Source organism: Streptomyces sp. GL_140, from assembly GCF_057834465.1.
Genome location: NZ_CM174404.1, coordinates 4316158 through 4333718 on the forward strand (window position 1 = coordinate 4316158; position 17561 = coordinate 4333718).

Annotated in this window: 19 protein-coding genes, 2 tRNA genes and 1 pseudogene; 15 read left to right on the top strand and 7 right to left on the bottom strand. The window is 69.7% G+C overall.

What is annotated here, in order from left to right:
- Positions 1–73: 73 nt before the first annotated feature.
- The 3 genes from AC3IYJ_RS20115 (at position 74) to AC3IYJ_RS20125 (ending at position 1922) form a co-directional block, all read left to right on the top strand.
- A tRNA-Ile gene (locus tag AC3IYJ_RS20115) sits at positions 74–147 on the top strand.
- Between the two features lie 145 nt (positions 148–292).
- Positions 293–427 (top strand): DLW-39 family protein, encoded by a 135-nt coding sequence (locus tag AC3IYJ_RS20120; protein ID WP_208809277.1) that lies wholly within the window; start codon positions 293–295, stop codon positions 425–427.
- Positions 428–590: 163 nt separating this feature from the next.
- Positions 591–1922 carry a hypothetical protein gene (locus AC3IYJ_RS20125; RefSeq protein ID WP_489396171.1) on the top strand — a complete coding sequence of 444 codons (1332 nt, stop codon included), beginning with the start codon at positions 591–593 and terminating at the stop codon, positions 1920–1922.
- An 11-nt stretch (positions 1923–1933) separates the two neighbouring features.
- Here the strand turns inward: AC3IYJ_RS20125 and AC3IYJ_RS20130 are convergent, their stop codons facing one another.
- Together AC3IYJ_RS20130 and AC3IYJ_RS20135 are read right to left on the bottom strand one after the other, a co-directional pair.
- Entirely contained in the window at positions 1934–3193 is a 1260-nt protein-coding gene (locus AC3IYJ_RS20130; protein ID WP_489396172.1) for a serine/threonine-protein kinase, read from the bottom strand.
- A 32-nt stretch (positions 3194–3225) separates the two neighbouring features.
- A complete protein-coding gene (locus AC3IYJ_RS20135; RefSeq protein WP_330297453.1) occupies positions 3226–3777 on the bottom strand; it encodes a helix-turn-helix domain-containing protein in 552 nt (183 codons plus the stop codon).
- 160 nt (positions 3778–3937) lie between these two features.
- Between AC3IYJ_RS20135 and AC3IYJ_RS20140 the strand changes: the two genes are divergently transcribed.
- A tRNA-Ala gene (locus AC3IYJ_RS20140) sits at positions 3938–4010 on the top strand.
- Positions 4011–4295: 285 nt separating this feature from the next.
- On the opposite strand, the gene AC3IYJ_RS20145 is transcribed toward AC3IYJ_RS20140, so the two are convergent.
- Positions 4296–4481, bottom strand: coding sequence for a hypothetical protein (locus tag AC3IYJ_RS20145; RefSeq protein ID WP_489396173.1), 186 nt, complete (start codon positions 4479–4481; stop codon positions 4296–4298).
- A gap of 13 nt (positions 4482–4494) precedes the next feature.
- Positions 4495–5700: a glycosyltransferase family 2 protein gene (locus AC3IYJ_RS20150; RefSeq protein ID WP_489396174.1), complete on the bottom strand. Its 1206-nt coding sequence runs from the start codon at positions 5698–5700 to the stop codon at positions 4495–4497.
- A 440-nt stretch (positions 5701–6140) separates the two neighbouring features.
- On the opposite strand from AC3IYJ_RS20150, the gene AC3IYJ_RS20155 reads away from it, so the two are divergent.
- Positions 6141–7475 carry a cellulose binding domain-containing protein gene (locus tag AC3IYJ_RS20155; protein ID WP_489402868.1) on the top strand — a complete coding sequence of 445 codons (1335 nt, stop codon included), beginning with the start codon at positions 6141–6143 and terminating at the stop codon, positions 7473–7475.
- A gap of 128 nt (positions 7476–7603) precedes the next feature.
- Positions 7604–8425 carry an isocitrate lyase/PEP mutase family protein gene (locus AC3IYJ_RS20160; RefSeq protein WP_489396175.1) on the top strand — a complete coding sequence of 274 codons (822 nt, stop codon included), beginning with the start codon at positions 7604–7606 and terminating at the stop codon, positions 8423–8425.
- A 125-nt stretch (positions 8426–8550) separates the two neighbouring features.
- Here AC3IYJ_RS20160 and AC3IYJ_RS20165 read toward each other — a convergent pair whose 3' ends face one another.
- A complete protein-coding gene (locus AC3IYJ_RS20165) occupies positions 8551–10056 on the bottom strand; it encodes an MFS transporter (protein ID WP_489396176.1) in 1506 nt (501 codons plus the stop codon).
- Between the two features lie 101 nt (positions 10057–10157).
- On the opposite strand from AC3IYJ_RS20165, the gene AC3IYJ_RS20170 reads away from it, so the two are divergent.
- Together AC3IYJ_RS20170 and AC3IYJ_RS20175 are read left to right on the top strand one after the other, a co-directional pair.
- Positions 10158–10637: a MarR family winged helix-turn-helix transcriptional regulator gene (locus AC3IYJ_RS20170; protein WP_489396177.1), complete on the top strand. Its 480-nt coding sequence runs from the start codon at positions 10158–10160 to the stop codon at positions 10635–10637.
- A gap of 111 nt (positions 10638–10748) precedes the next feature.
- The gene (locus AC3IYJ_RS20175; RefSeq protein WP_489396178.1) at positions 10749–11222 is read left to right on the top strand and encodes a LysM peptidoglycan-binding domain-containing protein; all 474 of its coding nucleotides are present in this window, start codon (positions 10749–10751) and stop codon (positions 11220–11222) included.
- A 112-nt stretch (positions 11223–11334) separates the two neighbouring features.
- Here the strand turns inward: AC3IYJ_RS20175 and AC3IYJ_RS20180 are convergent, their stop codons facing one another.
- Positions 11335–12102, bottom strand: a complete 768-nt coding sequence (locus tag AC3IYJ_RS20180) for a DUF5324 family protein (RefSeq protein WP_489396179.1) — start codon at positions 12100–12102, stop codon at positions 11335–11337.
- 175 nt (positions 12103–12277) lie between these two features.
- On the opposite strand from AC3IYJ_RS20180, the gene AC3IYJ_RS20185 reads away from it, so the two are divergent.
- Both AC3IYJ_RS20185 and AC3IYJ_RS20190 read left to right on the top strand, forming a co-directional pair.
- Positions 12278–12826, top strand: coding sequence for a peptidylprolyl isomerase (locus tag AC3IYJ_RS20185; protein ID WP_489402869.1), 549 nt, complete (start codon positions 12278–12280; stop codon positions 12824–12826).
- A 160-nt stretch (positions 12827–12986) separates the two neighbouring features.
- On the top strand, positions 12987–13871 hold the full coding sequence (locus AC3IYJ_RS20190; protein WP_489396180.1) for a rhomboid family intramembrane serine protease: 885 nt from the start codon (positions 12987–12989) through the stop codon (positions 13869–13871).
- Positions 13872–14000: 129 nt separating this feature from the next.
- On the opposite strand, the gene crgA is transcribed toward AC3IYJ_RS20190, so the two are convergent.
- Positions 14001–14255, bottom strand: a complete 255-nt coding sequence (gene crgA / locus AC3IYJ_RS20195; protein WP_489396181.1) for a cell division protein CrgA — start codon at positions 14253–14255, stop codon at positions 14001–14003.
- Between the two features lie 91 nt (positions 14256–14346).
- Here crgA and AC3IYJ_RS20200 point away from each other — a divergent pair, with 91 nt between their 5' ends.
- The 5 genes and pseudogenes from AC3IYJ_RS20200 to AC3IYJ_RS20220 form a co-directional block, all read left to right on the top strand.
- Positions 14347–15123 (top strand): DUF881 domain-containing protein, encoded by a 777-nt coding sequence (locus AC3IYJ_RS20200; RefSeq protein WP_489396182.1) that lies wholly within the window; start codon positions 14347–14349, stop codon positions 15121–15123.
- A complete protein-coding gene (locus tag AC3IYJ_RS20205; protein WP_489396183.1) occupies positions 15092–15844 on the top strand; it encodes a class E sortase in 753 nt (250 codons plus the stop codon). Before AC3IYJ_RS20200 ends, AC3IYJ_RS20205 begins: the two co-directional genes overlap by 32 nt.
- An 89-nt stretch (positions 15845–15933) precedes the next feature.
- Positions 15934–16110 (top strand): hypothetical protein, encoded by a 177-nt coding sequence (locus AC3IYJ_RS20210; RefSeq protein WP_489396184.1) that lies wholly within the window; start codon positions 15934–15936, stop codon positions 16108–16110.
- Positions 16107–16745: an aminodeoxychorismate/anthranilate synthase component II gene (locus AC3IYJ_RS20215; RefSeq protein WP_489396185.1), complete on the top strand. Its 639-nt coding sequence runs from the start codon at positions 16107–16109 to the stop codon at positions 16743–16745. Before AC3IYJ_RS20210 ends, AC3IYJ_RS20215 begins: the two co-directional genes overlap by 4 nt.
- Positions 16727–17560: pseudogene (locus tag AC3IYJ_RS20220) on the top strand (class E sortase); the annotation flags it as partial. The gene AC3IYJ_RS20215 and the pseudogene AC3IYJ_RS20220, both read left to right, overlap by 19 nt.
- Position 17561: the final 1 nt, after the last annotated feature.

A 17561-nucleotide genomic window follows, 5' to 3' on the forward strand; every position in this document is an offset into this window, starting at 1 on the left:
CGGGTCGCCGCTATCGATTTTGGAGTCACCGGGTCTGTGCGCTAACCTTCAGAAGTCAGCGCGCAGCGCGGATGGGGCTATAGCTCAGTTGGTTAGAGCGCATCCCTGATAAGGATGAGGCCACAGGTTCAAATCCTGTTAGCCCCACAGTGTCGAAGACCCTCAGGCCCATGGCCTGGGGGTCTTTGTCGTAGGGCCAGTTGGGTGGCCCTCAGGTCACCGATCGGTATCGGTCGGTGTGTATTGTTGGGCGCCAGAAGTCTCCTACGTCAACGAAAGACGAGGTCGCACGGTGAAGAAGCTGCTCCTGGTCGCACTGGCCGCCATCGGCGGGCTCCTCGTGTACCGCCAGATCCAGGCGGACCGCGCCGAGCAGGACCTGTGGACGGAGGCAACTGACTCCGTGCCTTCTGGTTCCGGTGTGTGAGACCCAAGGTTGATCCCAAAGCCCCGACTGCCGCTGCGGTCGGGGCTTTGTGCTGCTCTGTGACAAAAAGTTGCGGTATGCAAAATTTTGGCTTGCGCTGGCAAAGTCGGGGTGGATGGGCGTGATGGGGCGGGTACGGAGACTTCTGCCGGGGACGGCGGGGGTGTCGGCTGGGCTTTCGTTCGGGCTCGCGACGGGGCTCTGCGCCGGCGTGGTGGTGCTCGGGCTGGTGGCGGCGCCCGTCGCCGTGGCCGGGCCCTCGCCGGGGGCGGGGACGGGCGCCGGGGCGGGTCCGCTGCCGGTCTACCGGAGCGCCGACGGGGCGAAGGCCGTCGAGGGGAAGCCCTCCACCGCCGGCGCCCCGCTGCTGGAGGCCGGATCGACCTACGAGGACTCGCTGGCGCCAGGGGAGCGCTTCTACCGGCTCAACCTCGACGACCGCTCCTCCGTGTACGTCTCCGCCGTCCTGCGGCCCACCGCCGACGCCAAGGTCGGCTACAGCGACGGGGTCGAGGTGGAGATCATGTCCCCGGACAACCGCGCGTGCGGGGGCGGCGGCACCGGCCGGGCCGCCTTCGGCTACGACCCCGTCCCCATCAGCGCGGTGGGGGCCCGCAAACTGCAGGAGGACGCCGACTGCCAGGGTGCCGGGGTCTATTACGCCAAGGTGACCCGTACGGCGCCCAAGGACGGGAGCCCGGCCGCCTGGCCCCTGGAGCTCCGGGTCCAGCGCGAACCGGGCCTCGCCTCGGGCAGCGCGCCCACCACCGCGCCCAGCGTCTGGCCCTCGGCCTCCCCGACCCTGCCGGGCACCGATCCGGCGCCGCGGGCCGGCGGCACCGGGTTCAACGACGCGCGCGCCCTGGGCGCCGGGGTGTGGAGCGACAGCCTGCGGCCCGGCCAGACCCGCTACTACCGGGTGCCGCTCGACTGGGGACAGCAGCTCGGCCTCGGGGTCGAACTCTCCGCCGCCCGGCGGACCAAGGAGTACGGCTCGGCCTCCTACGGGCTGACCGTCTCGCTCTACAGCCCCTACCGGGCCCTGGTCGACTCCAAGGACGCCTCCTACGACGGCAAGCAGGCGAGCGCCGCCCTGCCGAGGACGGCGCCGGTGGCCTACGAGAACCGCTTCTCGAGCGACCGGAACGTGGAGCCCGTCCGGATGGCCGGCTGGTACTACCTCGCGGTGACCATGGCCGCGAAGGTCGGGGAGTTCACCGAGGACGCGGTGCCCGTGCCGCTGACCCTGCGCCTGGACCTGATCGGCGGGGCGGGCAGGGCCCCGGCCTACGCGCAGGGCCTCGCGGCCGGCGGATTCGGGGTCGGAGCCGAGGACCGGACCGCCGCCAAGGAGGGCACCACGGCCGTGGAGGCCGCGGACGCCGCCGCGAACCGGTCGGTGATGCGCACGGTCGCTGGCGCCGGCTTCGGAGCCGGGACGCTGCTGCTGCTCGTACTCGGCGGCTGGGTCCTGCTGTCCCGACGGCGGGCCTGAGCCAGGCGGGTCTAGATCTGGGTCAGGGCCCAGATCCCGACGGCGAAGCAGAGCAGCGCGGCGAACACGACCCCGGCGGCGACCTTCGCGGACGGCGGAGCGATCGTGCCGCTACGGGGCTGCGCGGGCGGCTGCGGTGGGGCGGCCGCGGCGGGGAAGGGCTGCGGGGGCAGCGGCTGGCGGGGGAGCGGCGGCTGGAGGTGGAAACTGCCCGTCTCCGAGGGCCCGTAGGCCGGGGTGGGGGCATGGACGGGCTGCGGCACCGGCTGGGGGACTTGCTGGGGCACCGGCTGCGGGGCCTGGACGGGCACGGTGGCGGGAGTGGGCGTCGTGGGTGCGAGGGGCGTGTCGGTGCCGGGGGTGAGGTCCACGCCGGTGGCGAGGGCCGTCCCGTGCGGGGTCCGGGGAGTGAAACCGGGCGGGACCGGGCCGAGTTGGTCGAAGACCTCCAGGGGCTCCTCGTCCGCGGCGGGCGCGGGCAGCAGCTCCACGGCCTCGGCAAGGGCCTTGCGCGCCCCCGTGGCCGTCTTGAACCTGTTCCCGGGGTCCGGCTGAAGCAGGGCGGCCAGCACGCCCCACAGGGGCTCGGGAACGCCCTCCGGCGCTTCGGGGGTCCCGTGGGTGAGGAAATGCCCCACGAGGGCCTGGGAGTCGGGCTTGCGCCCGTGCAGCAGGTACAGGCCGACCAGCCCGACGGCGAACAGGTCGGCGGTGAAATCGGGTTCGGACCCGAGGAGTTGTTCGGGTGCGAGATAGCCCGGGGTGCCCACCACGAAGGCGGTCTCGGTCAGCCGGGGCTCGCCCTTGCGCATGGCGATGCCGAAGTCGGACAGCCGCAGGTGCGGCCGCCCGGTTCCAGTGGCCTCCATCAGGATGTTGGCCGGTTTGATGTCGCGGTGGACCACTCCCTCCGCGTGCACCGCCGCCAGCCCCGACAGGAGCTGGTCGAGCAGCGTGCACACGAACCGGGGCGGCAGGGCCCCGTAGTCGCCGATCACGTGGGCGAGGGAACCGCCGGCGACGAGGTCCATGGTGAACAGGACCTTGTCGTCGTCAGCCGCCCAGCTGGCCGGGGCCAGCACGTGCGGGTGATCGATGCGCAGCGCCTGCTCGCGGACGAACCTCAGCAGGGTGTGGGCATCGCTCTGCAGGAGGACCTTCGCCGCGACGTACCGGCGGCGCCTGTGATCCCAGGCCCGCCATACGGCACCGGCGCCGCCACGCCCGATCGGATCGATCAGCTCGTACCGGCCCGCGAAGATCTCACCCATCGCTGCGCCCGTCCCCCGTCGTCAGCCGCCCGTCAGTTCTGGTGGGCCTCGTAGTGGGCGACCGCGTCGGACGTGCGACCCGCTCCGTAGACCCGGAGGAACTCTGCCAGTTCCGGGTGGCTGGGGGCGAGGGTGTTCGCCGCGTCGATGATGTCGCCGGCCGCGGAGACCGAGCGCAGCAGCGACTGGATCTCGCGGACCACGCGCTTGACGGTGGGCGCGCCTGAACCGCCTGCGGTCTGGCCGGTGCTGTTGCTGAGGACGGAGCCTCCCTGGGTCTTCTTGATCTCGTCCATCCGGTCGGTTGCCTCTGCCGCGCTGACGCTTCCGTCCGCCACCTGGCCCGCGAGATCCTGGAGAGCCTGGACCCGCTGGACCACGGCCGGGTTGCCGATCTTGGCCCGCTGCCCGCTCATCAGCTGGGACAGCATCGGCGCCGACAGCCCGAGGACGGCAGCGAGGCGGGCCTGGTTCAAGCCGAGGTCATCTATGAGCCGGCGGAAGAGCGCTCCGAGCGGCTCCCCGTACCAACTCCGCTGAAGTTCCCGGGCTCTGGCCGTAGCCTCTTGCTGTACTGCGTCCACTCTTACTACTCCCCTTCGCTGGTGCGAACCTCGCGAGCATCTTACGGAGAGTGGTCGCAGGGCGGGAGTCCCTATCATTTTGCGAGATGAGGGGGTACACCCGGTACTCTGTTCTGCGGAACGGTCACCCCCTCCCAGGGGAGTGCTGCGTCCGTATCCAGGGGCCTTAGCTCAGTTGGTAGAGCGCTGCCTTTGCAAGGCAGATGTCAGGAGTTCGAATCTCCTAGGCTCCACATGACGAAACCCTGTCTGACCTGCGGAAACGTAGGTCAGACAGGGTTTTTTTGACGAGTTGGCGTGTACGGGCCGCGCTCCGGGCGGACGTTCCGGGTCGGCCTTCCGGCCGGGCCGTGGACGGGCCGGAGCAGAGCCGGGGCAGGGTGCGATCGGCCGATCGGCCGCTCGGCACTCGGTGACGGGGTGCGGGTGGAGGGACCGGCCGGCGTCGGTGTGCGCGTCCCGAGACGGCCTCGACGGCTTTGGCAGTTCTGATGGGCCGCCAGGGGAACCGGGGGCGTTTACTCGCCGGCGACGCGGTAGTCGTTCCGGCGTCGCCGGACGGACGCCGCGTAGGTGACCAGCGACACGGCGATGATTCCTATGCTCAGGGCGAAGAGCAGCAGGGAGATGTCCTCCACCTTGGTCAGCGCGAAGGCGATGCCTGCGAGCAGCACGCAGACGCCCAGTCCCTTGAGGGAATTCATTACTCTCCTTGGTTCATTTCCAGGCGGAAACGCGAGTCAGGTACGACTTGATGAGGGACGACACGAGCCAATAGGTGCGCACCACGGTGTACACCAGCTCCGGAAGCAGCGAGGCTTCGACGAGCATCGCCTTCCACCCGAGATTTCGGACCCGGAGCGCGGGATAGAAGACCCAGAAGCCGACGAGCACCAGGAAGACCGGCTGGGTGGAGAATCCGTGTTTCGCGGCCATCCACAGCTGCGAGGTTCCCCATCCCAGAACATAGGCAGATCCGAGGAGCGCCAGAATCATGGTGGAGATGGAGTGCCAGGTGAACTTCGTCCAGCCGCGGGAACGCAGAGTGTCCACGGTTCCCCGGCTCCATCGCTCGCGCTGCTGGATGAGTTCACGCAGCGTGGGCATGAGGTCGGTGTAGGCGATGCAGAGCTGGTTGGCGGTGACCTTCCAGCCGGACTCCTTGAGCGCCAGCGTGGTCTCGTAGTCCTCGACCAGGTTGGCGTGGTCCTCCCAGAAGACCTCGCCCCGCCAGTCGAGCAGGCTCTGCAGGGCCTCCGACCGGTAGAAGGAGCCGGCCCCGGACATGGTGTGGACGTCCTTGCGGTACCGGGAGTTGGCGGCCCGGCCGTACTCGATGATCTGCATGCCGAGGAGGTAGCGCTGCCACGGGTTGCGCCACAGGCCGGTGCGGCCGAGGCAGGCCGCGCTGACGCCGCCGAGCTCGGGGTCGGAGGCGATGACGTTGCGGGCCCGCTCGATGAACTTGGGGTGCAGCTCGGTGTCGGCGTCCATCACCAGGACGTGCCGTACGGCGCTGGTCAGCCGCCCTCCGAGGGCCTCCCCGAGCCAGGCGAGGCCGTAGTTGAGGGCGCCCGCCTTCTTGTGCGGGTTGTCGGGGAGATCCAGGACCACCGTCGGCGGCGTGCGCTCGTCGTCCGCGAACTGCTGGGCGAAGTCGAAGGTGCGGTCGCTGGAATTGTTGACCACCACGATGATGAGGTCGGGGCGCCGGGTCTGTGCGGCCAGTGACTGCAGCGAGGTGAGTACCCCGAGTTCCTCGTTCCGCGCGGGCACGAGAATGACGGTGTCGTAGAGGGTCTCATCGCTCGCGGCGTCGGGGGCTACGCGGCCCCTGCGGTGCCGGCTGCGCTGAGTGCTCGCCGTTTCGTCGCGCGAACTGCGCGCGCGTCGGGCACCCCGGCGCTCGATGGTGCCAGACAAGGCTTTCTCCCCCAGTAACGTCCAACTCGCAAAATCGGCAGGTCTTGCCGAGTCTTGTGAGCCCCTACAGAGAATTTACAACAGGCCCGTTCGGGCACCCTGGCGCTGTGCGTTCCACTTAGTGAAACGCGGGGGGCAATTCGGTTAACAGTGCGCGGATTCAACCTGGCAAAACGTGACAAGCGCGGCATTCGAATATCCTGGCCGACGGCCGTAAGTGATCTAGAACACCCTTCTGTGTCTCGAATGCGGGACGGTTACGATGGCGCGGAATACGCCACCCATAGATCTGATGTGAAGCGGATGCGATCCATCCAGTTCTCACGTCCCGCCAAGGAGCTTTCGTGAGCCGTGCCCGCCGCAACTCTCGCCGTCGCGGGGGGACCGTGCTCAAACTACTGCTTCTCCTTGTCGTGCTCATTGCAGGCGTCGGTGCGGTGGTGCTCTATCCCAAATTCCGCTCTGCCGAACCCGCCCCTACGGGAATCGCGGTCCGGTACAAGACCGAAGGCCCTTCGACAGGCGCAGTGGCCAAGCCGTGGCTGGAGATTGTGAACAATTCCAAAGAGACCGTGGCTTTGAGCGACGTCACTCTTCGGTACTACTTCAGCTCGGACGGCGATTCCGCTTACGGTTCCAATTGCGTTCAGTCGGACGTCGGTTGCCTGAACGTCAAGACGAAGATCACCGGCGTGGCCGCTCCCGGTCCTACCACCAGCCACTACCTCCAGGTCGGCTTCGCCGCCGGAGCCGGCAGCCTGGAGCCCGGTAAGAGCAGCCAGGGGATCGCGCTTCAGTTCTACCGGCTCGACCACAAGGACCTGAACCAGGCGAACGATCAGTCCTTCAAGGCCAAGTCGACCAAATTCGGATGGTCGAAGCAGGTGACCGCCTACGTCGGCGGCACCCTCGTCTGGGGTGAGGAGCCTGCCGGCGCCGCCCCCGCCCCGGGGCAGGAGCCGCCGGCGCAGGCTGCGGCCGCGCCGCCGGTCGGGCTCATGTTCGACTCGTTCCGCTACAGCGGGCCCGACGACCCGGCGCTCGCCAACAACGGCTGGAAGGTCCGCTCCGGCGAGGGCGGCCCCGGCATCGCGGACACCTGGTCGAGCGCGAACGTCAGTTTCCCGGCCGAGGCGACGGCCCAGGGCGGCCAGTCGATGCTGCTCCAGTCCAGCACCGACGGCACCAAGGAAGGCACCAAGCAGGCCGAGCTGCAGAGCGCCAAGTCCCAGTACTTCAAGGGAACCCTTGCCGCCCGCATCTACCTCAGCGACAAGCCCACGAGCGGCCCCAACGGCGACCACGTCGTGGAGACCTTCTTCGCGATCTCGCCCTCGGAGTCCTCGTCCCAGTACAGCGAACTCGACTTCGAGTACACGCCGAACGGTGGGTGGGGTGCGCCGGGCCCCCGGCTCGACACGACGAGCTGGCGCGACGCGAAGAAGGGCGACCGAGTCACCCAGGCGCACAAGAAGAGCATCGCGGGCTGGCACACCGTGGTGATCACCGCCATGGACGGGAAGGTCACCTACAACCTGGACGGGCGCGTGATCTTCTCCAACGACAGCAAGTACTTCCCGCGCGAGGCGATGGACATCCGCTTCAGCAACTGGTTCATCGACCTTCCCCTGAAGGGTGCGCGCACCTGGGACATGCGGGTCAACTGGACCTATTTCCAGGCCGACAAGGCAGTCTCCCCGGCGGATGTGCAGAAGGCCGTGGACGGCTTCTACGCCAGCGGCACGAACTACGTCAACACCCTGCCCAAGTCCTGACCCGAGGCCGGTTCCGGCGTCCAACGGGTGGACTGTTGTGGACACTTGGGCGGGGAAGATCGGCAAAGCCTCGTTGGTTGGGGTGATTTGGCGATCGTTCGGCTAGGCCAAGGCTGAGGAGATTCGGGATGACTGTGGACGCGAAGACCACCGAAAAGGCGCTGCATCTGCGGGCTTTGGGGGGCGAAGGGGTGCTCGTGCTGCCCAACGCCTGGGACGCGGGCAGTGCGGCGGTGATCGAGGCCGCCGGTGCGTCGGCGATCGCAACGACCAGTGGCGGGGTGGCCTGGGGGATCGGGCGCGGGGACGGTCAGCACGCGAAGAGCGAGGAGATGCTGGCCGCGGCGGCCCGGATCGTCGAGGCCGTCGACCTGCCGGTCACCGTGGACATCGAGGGCGGCTACGAGGACGTCGCGGCCACTGTGCGCGGGGTCGTCGCGGTGGGCGGGGTCGGTATCAACCTGGAGGACTCCAAGGCGGCGGGCGGCCCGCTGCGCACGGTCGAGGAGCAGTGCGAGCGGATCCGTGCCGCCCGTGCGGCGGCGGCCGGGGCCGGACTGCCGGAGCTGGTCATCAACGCCCGTACCGACGTGTTCCTGTTCGGGATCGGCGAGGAGTCCGGCCGGCTGGGCGAGGTGCTCGCCCGCGTCGAGGCGTACGCGGCCGCCGGCGCCGACGGGATCTTCGTACCCGGTCTGCTGGACCTGGAGACCCTGGGCGAGATCGCCCGGGGGCCGCTGCCGGTCAACGCCATGGCGGGGCCGGGGGGTCCCTCCGTCGCCGAGCTGGCGAAGGCCGGGGTGCGCCGGGTCAGCGTGGGCACGGCTGTCGCGCAGGCGGCGTACGCGGCGGCTCACAACGCCACGCGGGAGCTGCTGGGCGAGGGCACGTACGGCTCGCTCGGCGGGCCGCTGGACTACGGGACGCTCAACGGGCTCTTCGTGAAGTAGTTCCACCGGTACGGCGGTGGGCCGCCGCTCCGCATGTGCGGAGCGGCGGCCCACCGTCATGTCTGCGCCCTCGGGGTCCTCCGGACCGATGTTTCACGTGAAACATCGGTCCGGAGAGCCCGTGCTCAGGGGCGCCGCGTGCTCCGCAGCAGGGCCGTGGTCACCGCGATCGCCGTGACCAGCAGTCCGGCGCCGATCCCGAAGGCCAGGTGGTAGCCGGAGGTGAGGGCCTCGGCGCGGCTGTGGCCGGTGCCGAGCAGGGAGTCGGTGCGGGAGGCGGCCAGGGTGGACAGGACGGCCACGCCCAGGGCCATGCCGATCTGCTGGGTGGTGTTGAACAGGCCCGAGGCGAGCCCCGCGTCCTGCTCGTCGGCGCCGGACATGCCCAGCGCGGTGAGGGCGGGCAGCGCCAGACCGAAGCCCGCGGCCAGCAGCATCACGGGCAGCAGGTCGGTGACGTAGTCGGCCTGCACCGGCAGCCGGGTCAGCAGGCCGAGGGCGGCCACCAGCAGGGCGAGGCCGGTCAGGAGCACATTGCGCTCACCGAAGCGGGAGTTCAGCGGGGCGGAGGCGCCGAGCGAGATCGCACCGATGACCACGGCCGCCGGAAGCATCGCGAGGCCGGTCTCGGCGGCTCCGTAGCCGAGCACGTTCTGGAGGTAGAGGGCGACCAGGATCTGGAAGGAGAACAGCGCGGCCACCATCAGCATCTGGACCAGGTTGGCGCCGACCACGGTCCGGTTGCGGAAGATCCGCAGCGGTACCAGCGGGGTGCGGGCCTTGGCCTGGCGGATCGTGAAGCCGGCGAGCAGGAGCAGCGAGAGGGCGCCGAGGCCGAGGGTGTGGGCGGAGAGCCAGCCGTACTGCTCGACCTCGACCACGGTGTAGATGCCCAGCATCAGACCGGCGGTGACCAGGGCCGCGCCGAGTACGTCGGCCCCGGCCCGCAGACCGGAGTGGGCGCCGTCCTTGGGGAGGGCCGGCAGGGCCAGTGCCAGGGCGGCGAGCCCGATGGGCAGGTTGATGAAGAAGATCCAGTGCCAGTCGAGGGCGTCGGTCAGCACTCCGCCGAGCACCTGGCCCAGGGAGGCCCCGGCCGCGCCGGTGAAGGAGAAGACGGCGATGGCCTTGGCGCGTTCGCGGGGCTCGGTGAACAGGGTGATCAGGATGCCGAGGCTGACGGCCGCGGCCATCGCGCTGCCGAGTCCCTGGAGGAAGCGGGCGGCGATCAGCACCTCGGGGGAGCCGGCGAATCCGGCGAGCAGCGAGGCTCCGGTGAAGACGCCGGTTCCGGCGAGGAACATCCGCTTGCGGCCGATCAGGTCGCCGAGTCGGCCCGCGAGGAGCAGCAGGCTGCCGAAGGCGATCAGGTAGGCGTTGACGACCCAGCTGAGGCCGGCGGGGGTGAAGCCCAGGTCCTTCTGGATGGCCGGCATCGCGACGGTGACGATGCTGCCGTCCAGGACCGTCATCAGCACGCCGGTGGAGAGCACCGCGAGGGCGGTCCACCGCGACCGCAGTCCGCGGCGGGCGGCCGGGGCAGCGGAGCCGATGGGCAGAGCCGAGGGGGCCGCAGGAGCGGAAGCGGAAGAGGGAGTGGAAGTGGGGGCGGGAGCGGAAGCGGCAGGCATCTGTCTCTCCAGTCGGTGAGCAGCGAGGGCGACTGGTGTGACCGTAGCAGATAGTTTCGTTGCAGACTATTTTCTTCGGATCGAATTGCTAGGGTGGTGACATGACTGCCATGGCACCCACCCAGACCGAGCCGGATCTCTCCTTCCTTCTGGACCACACCAGCCATGTCCTGCGCACCCGGATGGCGGCTGCCCTCGCCGAGATCGGGCTCACCGCACGCATGCACTGCGTCCTCGTGCATGCGCTGACGGAGGAGCGGACCCAGATCCAGCTCGCCGAGATCGGCGACATGGACAAGACGACGATGGTCGTCACCGTGGACGCCCTGGAGCAGGCCGGGCTGGCCGAGCGGCGGCCGTCCGTCAAGGACCGCCGGGCCCGGGTCATCTTCGTCACCGAGAAGGGCGCGGCCGTCGCCGAGCAGAGCAGCCGCATCGTCGACCGGGTGCACGCCGATGCCCTCGCCTCCCTGGCGGACACCGAGCGCACGGCCCTGCTGCGCGGTCTGAGGCTGCTGGCCCAGGGCGACCTGGAAACCCCGTCGGAAAGCCCGCGGCCGGCGCGGCGCGCCCGGCAGTAGCCGCCTTGTCCCCCGAATGGCCCAGTCACAGGGCCGTCCGGCGCCTTCTGGCAGAGAGTGGGGAAAGGCACTCAGCCCAGGGGGGCAACACCATGCCGGAGGCGTACACACATGGGACTCTTCGACTTCCTGAGGTCGGACAAGAAGAAGGAACAAGCGGCCGAGAAGGCCGCGGAGCAGGTGCAACAGCAGGCCGCGGACGCTCCGGCGGCGCCGGCCGCGATGCCCGACGCGGGAACCAGGTACACCGACGCGGCGGCGGCCACCAAGGAGGCCGCCGAGCGCATGGCGGCCGCGGCGCCGAAGCCCGCGCCCGCGCCTCCCGCGGCGCCGCCCGTCGCGCCTCCCGCGTCGCACACGCCGACCATGGCCTCGGCCGCGCACAAGGCGGTGCCCGCGGCGCCCATGGCGCCCAAGCCGCAGCGCAAGTACACGGTCCGCGCCGGTGACTCGCTTTCGGCGATCGCCCGCCGCGAGCTCGGCAACGAGGGGCGCTGGCGCGAGCTCTACGCGATGAACAGGGGGGTCATCGGGTCCAACCCCGACATGATCCACCCGGGCATGGTCCTCACCCTTCCCCACTAGCGGGGCGAGGGGCCGCGCACGGCCCACAACGCAGGGGCCCGGATCCTCTTCAGGATCCGGGCCCCTGTGCGTGAGTCGCGTTCTCGGCTTGCCGCGACCGGCCGCGCGGGCGTCAGCGGTGCTTGCGCTTCGCGTCCTCCGCGTCGATGCGGGCCTCGATGGCCTCGGCCTCGGCCTGGACGCCGTCGTCGTCGAGGGCCGCGCTCCCGCCCTCCGCCTCGCGCTCCTTCGCCGCCAGCACGTCGTCGAAGGAGGCCGGGGACTCCTCGTCGCGCGCCGACAGCTCGGTGGCCGCAGGCGGCTCGACGAGCCAGTCCGGGTTCGACTGCTGGTCCCACCACTTCCACGCGGCGAAGGCGCCGCCCGCCAGTACGCCGACCACCGCGAGGCCCTTGAACAGCCGGCCGCAGCGCGCCCGCCGCTCGTGGCGCCGTACGAGCCCCTGCACCTCCTTGGCCGATACTTGGCCGCGCAGCGCCGCCAGCGCCGCCGTGGACCGCGAGGCGGCCTCCTCGGCCACCGGCTGGGCCGCCGCGAGGGCGCTCTCCAGGCGCGGCTGGGTGTAGTCCACCGCTTGCCGGGCCGCAATGCGGGTCTGCTTCACGGCATTGACCGCGGCCCGGTCCACATGCGGCGGCACATGGGCCCGCGCGGACAGGATCCGGGGATGGACATGGGACTCGTACGTCGAACGGGCCTGTTTGGCGGCCTCGCCCGCCGCATACGAAACCTTCGGCGCGAGCCGTTCATTCGCCTCTTGGGCGTATTGCACCGCGGTGTGCCTGGCGGATTCCGCGTACGGCGCCACCACTTCCGCTGCGTGCCGCACCGTATCCCTGGCACTTGTCGCTGCCAGGTGCACGCTTTCCTTGCGGGTCACGGGATCCTCCTCCTCGGTGGCGGACACAGTTCACCTTTCCACCCTTTGTCGGATCATGCCTCTCATATCGCCGACCGGCATGCGCGACAGGGCATATGGGTGGACGATTTCTGCCCGGCGTGGCCCTCCGTGCGAGGATCTGGAACCGACAGTGATGACTATGGAAGGCAGATCCGTGGCCGAGAAGCTCTACGCCACCCTGAAGACCAACCACGGCGACATCGAGATCGAGCTGCTGGAGAACTTCGCTCCGAAGACCGTGCGCAACTTCGTGGAGCTCGCCACGGGCGCCCGCGAATGGACGCGTCCCACGGACGGGCAGAAGACCACGGACCCGCTCTACGACGGCACCGTCTTCCACCGGATCATCAGCGGTTTCATGATCCAGGGCGGCGACCCGCTCGGAAACGGCACCGGCGGCCCCGGCTACCAGTTCGCCGACGAGTTCCACCCCGACCTGGCCTTCACCAAGCCCTACCTGCTCGCCATGGCCAACGCCGGCCCGGGTACCAACGGCTCGCAGTTCTTCATCACCGTCGCCCCCACTGCCTGGCTGACGCGCAAGCACACCATCTTCGGCGAGGTCACGGACAAGGCCAGCCAGAAGATCGTGGACGCGATCGCCGCCCTGGCGACCAACCCGCGCACCGAGCGGCCCGTCGACGACGTGATCATCCAGTCGGTGGTCGTCGAGAAGCGCGGACCGCGGCCCGCGGACCGCTGACCCCGGACTGCTGACCGCTTGCCCCGCCTCCTCGCGGGGCCGGCGGGCCCGGCCGCCGTACGGGAACCTTTCGCCACCGCCCGTCCGTCCTCGATGTGTACCGGACGGGCGCGGCGGACGAGCCGCTCCGCCGCCGCCCCGCCGCCGACCGAGGGGACCGATGGACACCGACCGTCTTCCGGGCTGCTACCGACACCCGGACCGCGAGACCGGGATCCGCTGCACGCGCTGTGAGCGGCCGATCTGCCCCGAGTGCATGATCAATGCCTCGGTCGGCTTCCAGTGCCCCCAGTGCGTCCGTGAGGGCTCGGGAACGGGCCACGGGCCCGCCGCCAACGCCCCGCGCACCATCGCGGGCGGGGTGGTGGCCGCGGATCCGCATCTGGTGACGAAGATCCTGATCGGGATCAACGTCGCGGTGTTCATCGCGGCCCAGATCTTCCCCGAGCTGGCGATCAAGCTGGAGCTCCTGGGCCGCTACCAGGAGCTGGAGGGCGGGCCCCTGGAGGGCGTCTTCACCGGCGAGTACTACCGCCTCATGACCTCGGCGTTCCTGCACGTCGCGGCGTGGCACATTCTCGGCAACATGCTCGGCCTGTGGTTCATCGGCGCCCCGCTGGAGCAGGCGCTGGGCCGGGTCCGCTACCTCGCCGTGTACCTGCTGTCGGCCCTGGGCGGCAGCGCCCTGGTCTATCTCCTGACCCCGGGAAACGTTGCGACCCTCGGAGCCTCCGGCGCCATCTTCGGACTGCTCGGCGCCACCGTGGTGCTGGCCCGTCGGATGCGTTACGAAATGCGCCCGCTGATCACCATGGCGGTCTTCATGCTGGTGCTGACCTTCGCACCAGGGCTGAACGTGTCCTGGCAGGCCCACATCGGCGGCCTGGTGACCGGTGCGCTGCTCGCGCTGGGCCTGTTGTGGCCCGGAGCGGGTAACGGCGCCCGGAATCGCAAACTCGTCCAGTGGGGCACCTGTGTGGCGGTGTTCCTGCTGGCCGCAGCCGTGATTGCGGTCCGGACGGCTGAACTTTCCGCACTCACCTGATCACACCGGCGTCAACTCTCCACAGAGTTATCCACAGATCTTCTGTCTTTTCCTCAGGTGTGGATGACGCTGTGGATAACTCATGGGGAGAGCTTGCGGAGCCGGTACTACCGCGTGACTATCGGAGGGCTACTTCCACTGCGTGGAGACGCCGAATCCTGCTGCAATGAAGCCGAAACCGACCACAATGTTCCAATTGCCCAGGGCTTCGATCGGCAGCTGGGTGTCGGACAGATAGAAGACGACAATCCACACCAGGCCGACGATGAAGAAGGCCAGCATGACCGGGGCGACCCAGTTGCGGTTCGTCAGCTTGATCGCCTGTGGCGTCCGCGTGGGCGGCGGGGTGTAGTCGTCCTTCTTGCGGATACGTGACTTCGGCACGAGGGGCTCTCCTGTCGATGCGCTGGGGACCTTGCCTGCCCCGGGCGTCCGTTAGCGTAGTGGACCTGTGGCGTTGAAGGAGAAGGGTACGTTGAGCAATTCCGACGACTCCTCCGCGGGTCCCCGTCGCCGTGCCAGACCGGTCCGGCTGCTCACGGCCGCCGTTTTCGCCCTGGCCGGCTTGATCTTCGTCACCAGCTTCAACACCTCCAAGGGTACGAACATCCGGACGGATGCCTCGCTCCTGAAGCTGTCGGACCTGATCCACGAGCGCAGCCAGAACAATCTGGAGCTGGAAAAGAGCACCGCGACGGTGCGCGGCCAGGTCGACGCCCTCGCCGAGCGCGACGACGGCAGCACCAAGGCCGAGGACGCCAAGCTGTCCGCCCTGCGCGCCGCCTCGGGCACCGAGGACCTCACCGGCAAGGCCGTGACCGTCACCCTGAACGACGCGCCGCCCAACGCCACGGCCCGCATCCCCAACGTCCCCGAGCCGCAGCCCAACGACCTGGTGATCCACCAGCAGGACCTCCAGGCCGTCGTGAACGCCCTCTGGCAGGGCGGCGCCCAGGGCATCCAGGTCATGGACCAGCGGCTCATCTCCACCAGCGCCGTGCGCTGCGTGGGCAACACCCTGATCCTCCAGGGCCGGGTCTACTCGCCCCCGTACAAGATGACGGCCGTCGGCGACCCGGCCGCGCTGAAGAAGGCCCTGGCGGCCTCCCCGGCGCTGCAGAACTACCAGCTCTACGTGAACGCGTACGGGCTCGGCTGGAAAGTGGACGAGCACAAGACGCTGACACTGCCGGGTTACTCCGGCACAGTGGACCTCCACTATGCGAAGCCGCTGGAGTCCGCCACGCCGTGACCGCAACGTCGACGTGCCGCGCCTGCTGGTACGGACGTTCAGCGAGGTGTGCCTGACCGCGGGCTCGCTCATCGTGCTCTTCGTGGCCTACGTACTGCTGTGGACCGGGGTCAAGGCCGACCAGGCCATGGACGGCGAGATGGCCCGCATGCACGACCGCTGGGCGGCGGCTCCCGTGGCCGCCCCCGCGCCCGCCCCGCGGTCCTCGGCCTCCGCCCCGGCCCCGGCGCCCGCGGAGCCCGCGCCCTACGCGCCGGACCAGCCCTTCGCCGAGATGTACGTCCCGCGCTTCGGCCCGGACTGGAACAAGCCGGTCCTGGAGGGCACGGGCACGGACCTGCTGAAGAAGGGCCTGGGCCACTACGCGGGCACGGCCCGGCTCGGAGGCATCGGGAACTTCGCGGTGGCCGGTCACCGCCGCACCTACGGGGACCCCTTCAAGGACGTTCCCGAGCTGCGCCCCGGCGACCTCGTCGTCCTCAAGGACGCGACCGGCTGGTACACGTACACGGTCCGCGCCGAGCCGCTGCGGACGCTTCCGACGGAGGTCGGCGTGATCGACCCGGTGCCGGCCCGCTCGCCCTTCGGCGGTCCCGGCCGGTACCTGACCCTGACCACCTGCGACCCGGAATGGGGCCACAGCCACCGTCTGGTGGTCTGGGCGGAGCTGACCCAGACGCGGACCCTCGCGCAGGGCAGGCCCGAGGGTTTGCCGAGGTGACCCTCCGCTCCGGCCGGGTGGCTTTAGGCTGTGGACGTACCGCCCCCGCGGTGCGTTGAACGGGCGTGGACGAAAAGGACACAGACGGCATGTACGGCTGGATCTGGCGGCATCTGCCGGGTAACGCGTGGGTACGCCTGGTGATCTCACTCGTGCTGGTACTCGCGGTGGTGTTCGTGCTGTTCCAGTACGTCTTCCCGTGGGCGGAGCCGCTGCTCCCGTTCAACGATGTGACGGTGGACGAGGGATCGGGAGCCACTCCGTGAGCGCGCGCATTCTGGTTGTCGACAATTACGACAGCTTTGTCTTCAACCTGGTCCAGTACCTCTACCAGCTCGGTGCCGAGTGCGAGGTCCTGCGCAACGACGAGGTCGAGCTCGCCCACGCCCAGGACGGCTTCGACGGCGTCCTGCTGTCCCCCGGACCGGGCACCCCGGAAGAGGCGGGCGTCTGCGTGGACATGGTCCGCCACTGCGCGGACACCGGCGTACCGGTCTTCGGCGTCTGCCTCGGCATGCAGTCGATGGCCGTGGCCTACGGAGGCGTCGTGGGACGCGCCCCGGAGCTGCTGCACGGCAAGACCTCCCAGGTCCTCCACGAGGGCCTCGGAGTCTTCGAGGGGCTGCCCTCGCCGTTCACCGCGACCCGCTACCACTCCCTGGCCGCCGAGCCGCAGACCCTCCCGGACACCTTGGAGGTCACGGCGCGCACCGAGGACGGGATCATCATGGGCCTGCGCCACCGGGAGCACGATGTCGAGGGCGTGCAGTTCCACCCCGAGTCGGTGCTGACCGAGTGGGGCCACCGGATGCTCGCGAACTGGCTGGTGCGCTGCGGTGACGCGGGCGCGGTGGAGCGCTCGGTGGGGCTGGCCCCGGTGGTGGGCAAGGCCCTCGCGTGACCACGGTCGCGCCGTCCGCGCCCTCGGAGGGCCGGGCCGCGCGGCGCAGGGCCGCGTCGGAGGCCGCGAAGCGCACGCGCGCGCGGGGCCGGGGGCGGCGGCGCAGACGGCCCGCCTCGGGAGGCCCGGTGGTGGTCCTCAGCCGCCTCGCCGGGGAACTGTTCATCACGCTCGGCGTGGTGATGCTGCTCTTCGTCGGCTACCAGCTCTGGTACACGAACTTCCTGGCGGACCGGACGGCCAAGGACGCCGCCGGTTCGCTGACGCAGAACTGGGACCGGGGCCCGGGCGGCGAGGCCGCCCCGCCGGTGACGGCGTTCGAGCCGGGTCAGGGCTTCGCGATCCTGTACATCCCCAAGCTCGACGTGAAGGTCCCGATCGCCGAGGGGACGAACAAGACGAAGGTGCTCGACAAAGGGCTGGTCGGCCACTACGACGGCGGCGAGAAGACCGTGAAGACGGGGATGCCGGCCGATCCCCAGGGGAACTTCGCGCTGGCGGGCCACCGCAACACGCACGGCGAACCGTTCCGCTTCATCAACCGGCTGGTGCCGGGGGACAAGGTCGTGGTCGAGACGAGGGACGCGTACTACACGTACGAGATGACCTCGCAGCTCGCGCAGACCTCCCCGGCGAACGTCTCCGTGATCCAGCCGGTGCCGGTGGGATCGGGGTTCACTTCCCCGGGCCGGTACATCACGCTGACGACCTGCACGCCGGAGTTCACCAGCACCTACCGGATGATCGTATGGGGCAGGATGACCGGTGAACGCCCCCGCAGTCAGGGTGCTCCGCCCGAACTGACCAGCCCGTAGA

Coding starts and splice junctions, on each gene's coding strand:
- AC3IYJ_RS20160 (WP_489396175.1), top strand. CDS start 7,604: ATGACTGTGGACGCGAAGACCACCGAAAAGGCGCTGCATCTGCGGGCT.
- AC3IYJ_RS20205 (WP_489396183.1), top strand. CDS start 15,092: ATGCGAAGCCGCTGGAGTCCGCCACGCCGTGACCGCAACGTCGACGTG.
- AC3IYJ_RS20170 (WP_489396177.1), top strand. CDS start 10,158: ATGACTGCCATGGCACCCACCCAGACCGAGCCGGATCTCTCCTTCCTT.
- AC3IYJ_RS20210 (WP_489396184.1), top strand. CDS start 15,934: ATGTACGGCTGGATCTGGCGGCATCTGCCGGGTAACGCGTGGGTACGC.
- AC3IYJ_RS20145 (WP_489396173.1), bottom strand. CDS start 4,481: ATGAATTCCCTCAAGGGACTGGGCGTCTGCGTGCTGCTCGCAGGCATC.
- AC3IYJ_RS20130 (WP_489396172.1), bottom strand. CDS start 3,193: ATGGGTGAGATCTTCGCGGGCCGGTACGAGCTGATCGATCCGATCGGG.
- AC3IYJ_RS20165 (WP_489396176.1), bottom strand. CDS start 10,056: ATGCCTGCCGCTTCCGCTCCCGCCCCCACTTCCACTCCCTCTTCCGCT.
- AC3IYJ_RS20175 (WP_489396178.1), top strand. CDS start 10,749: ATGGGACTCTTCGACTTCCTGAGGTCGGACAAGAAGAAGGAACAAGCG.
- AC3IYJ_RS20190 (WP_489396180.1), top strand. CDS start 12,987: ATGGACACCGACCGTCTTCCGGGCTGCTACCGACACCCGGACCGCGAG.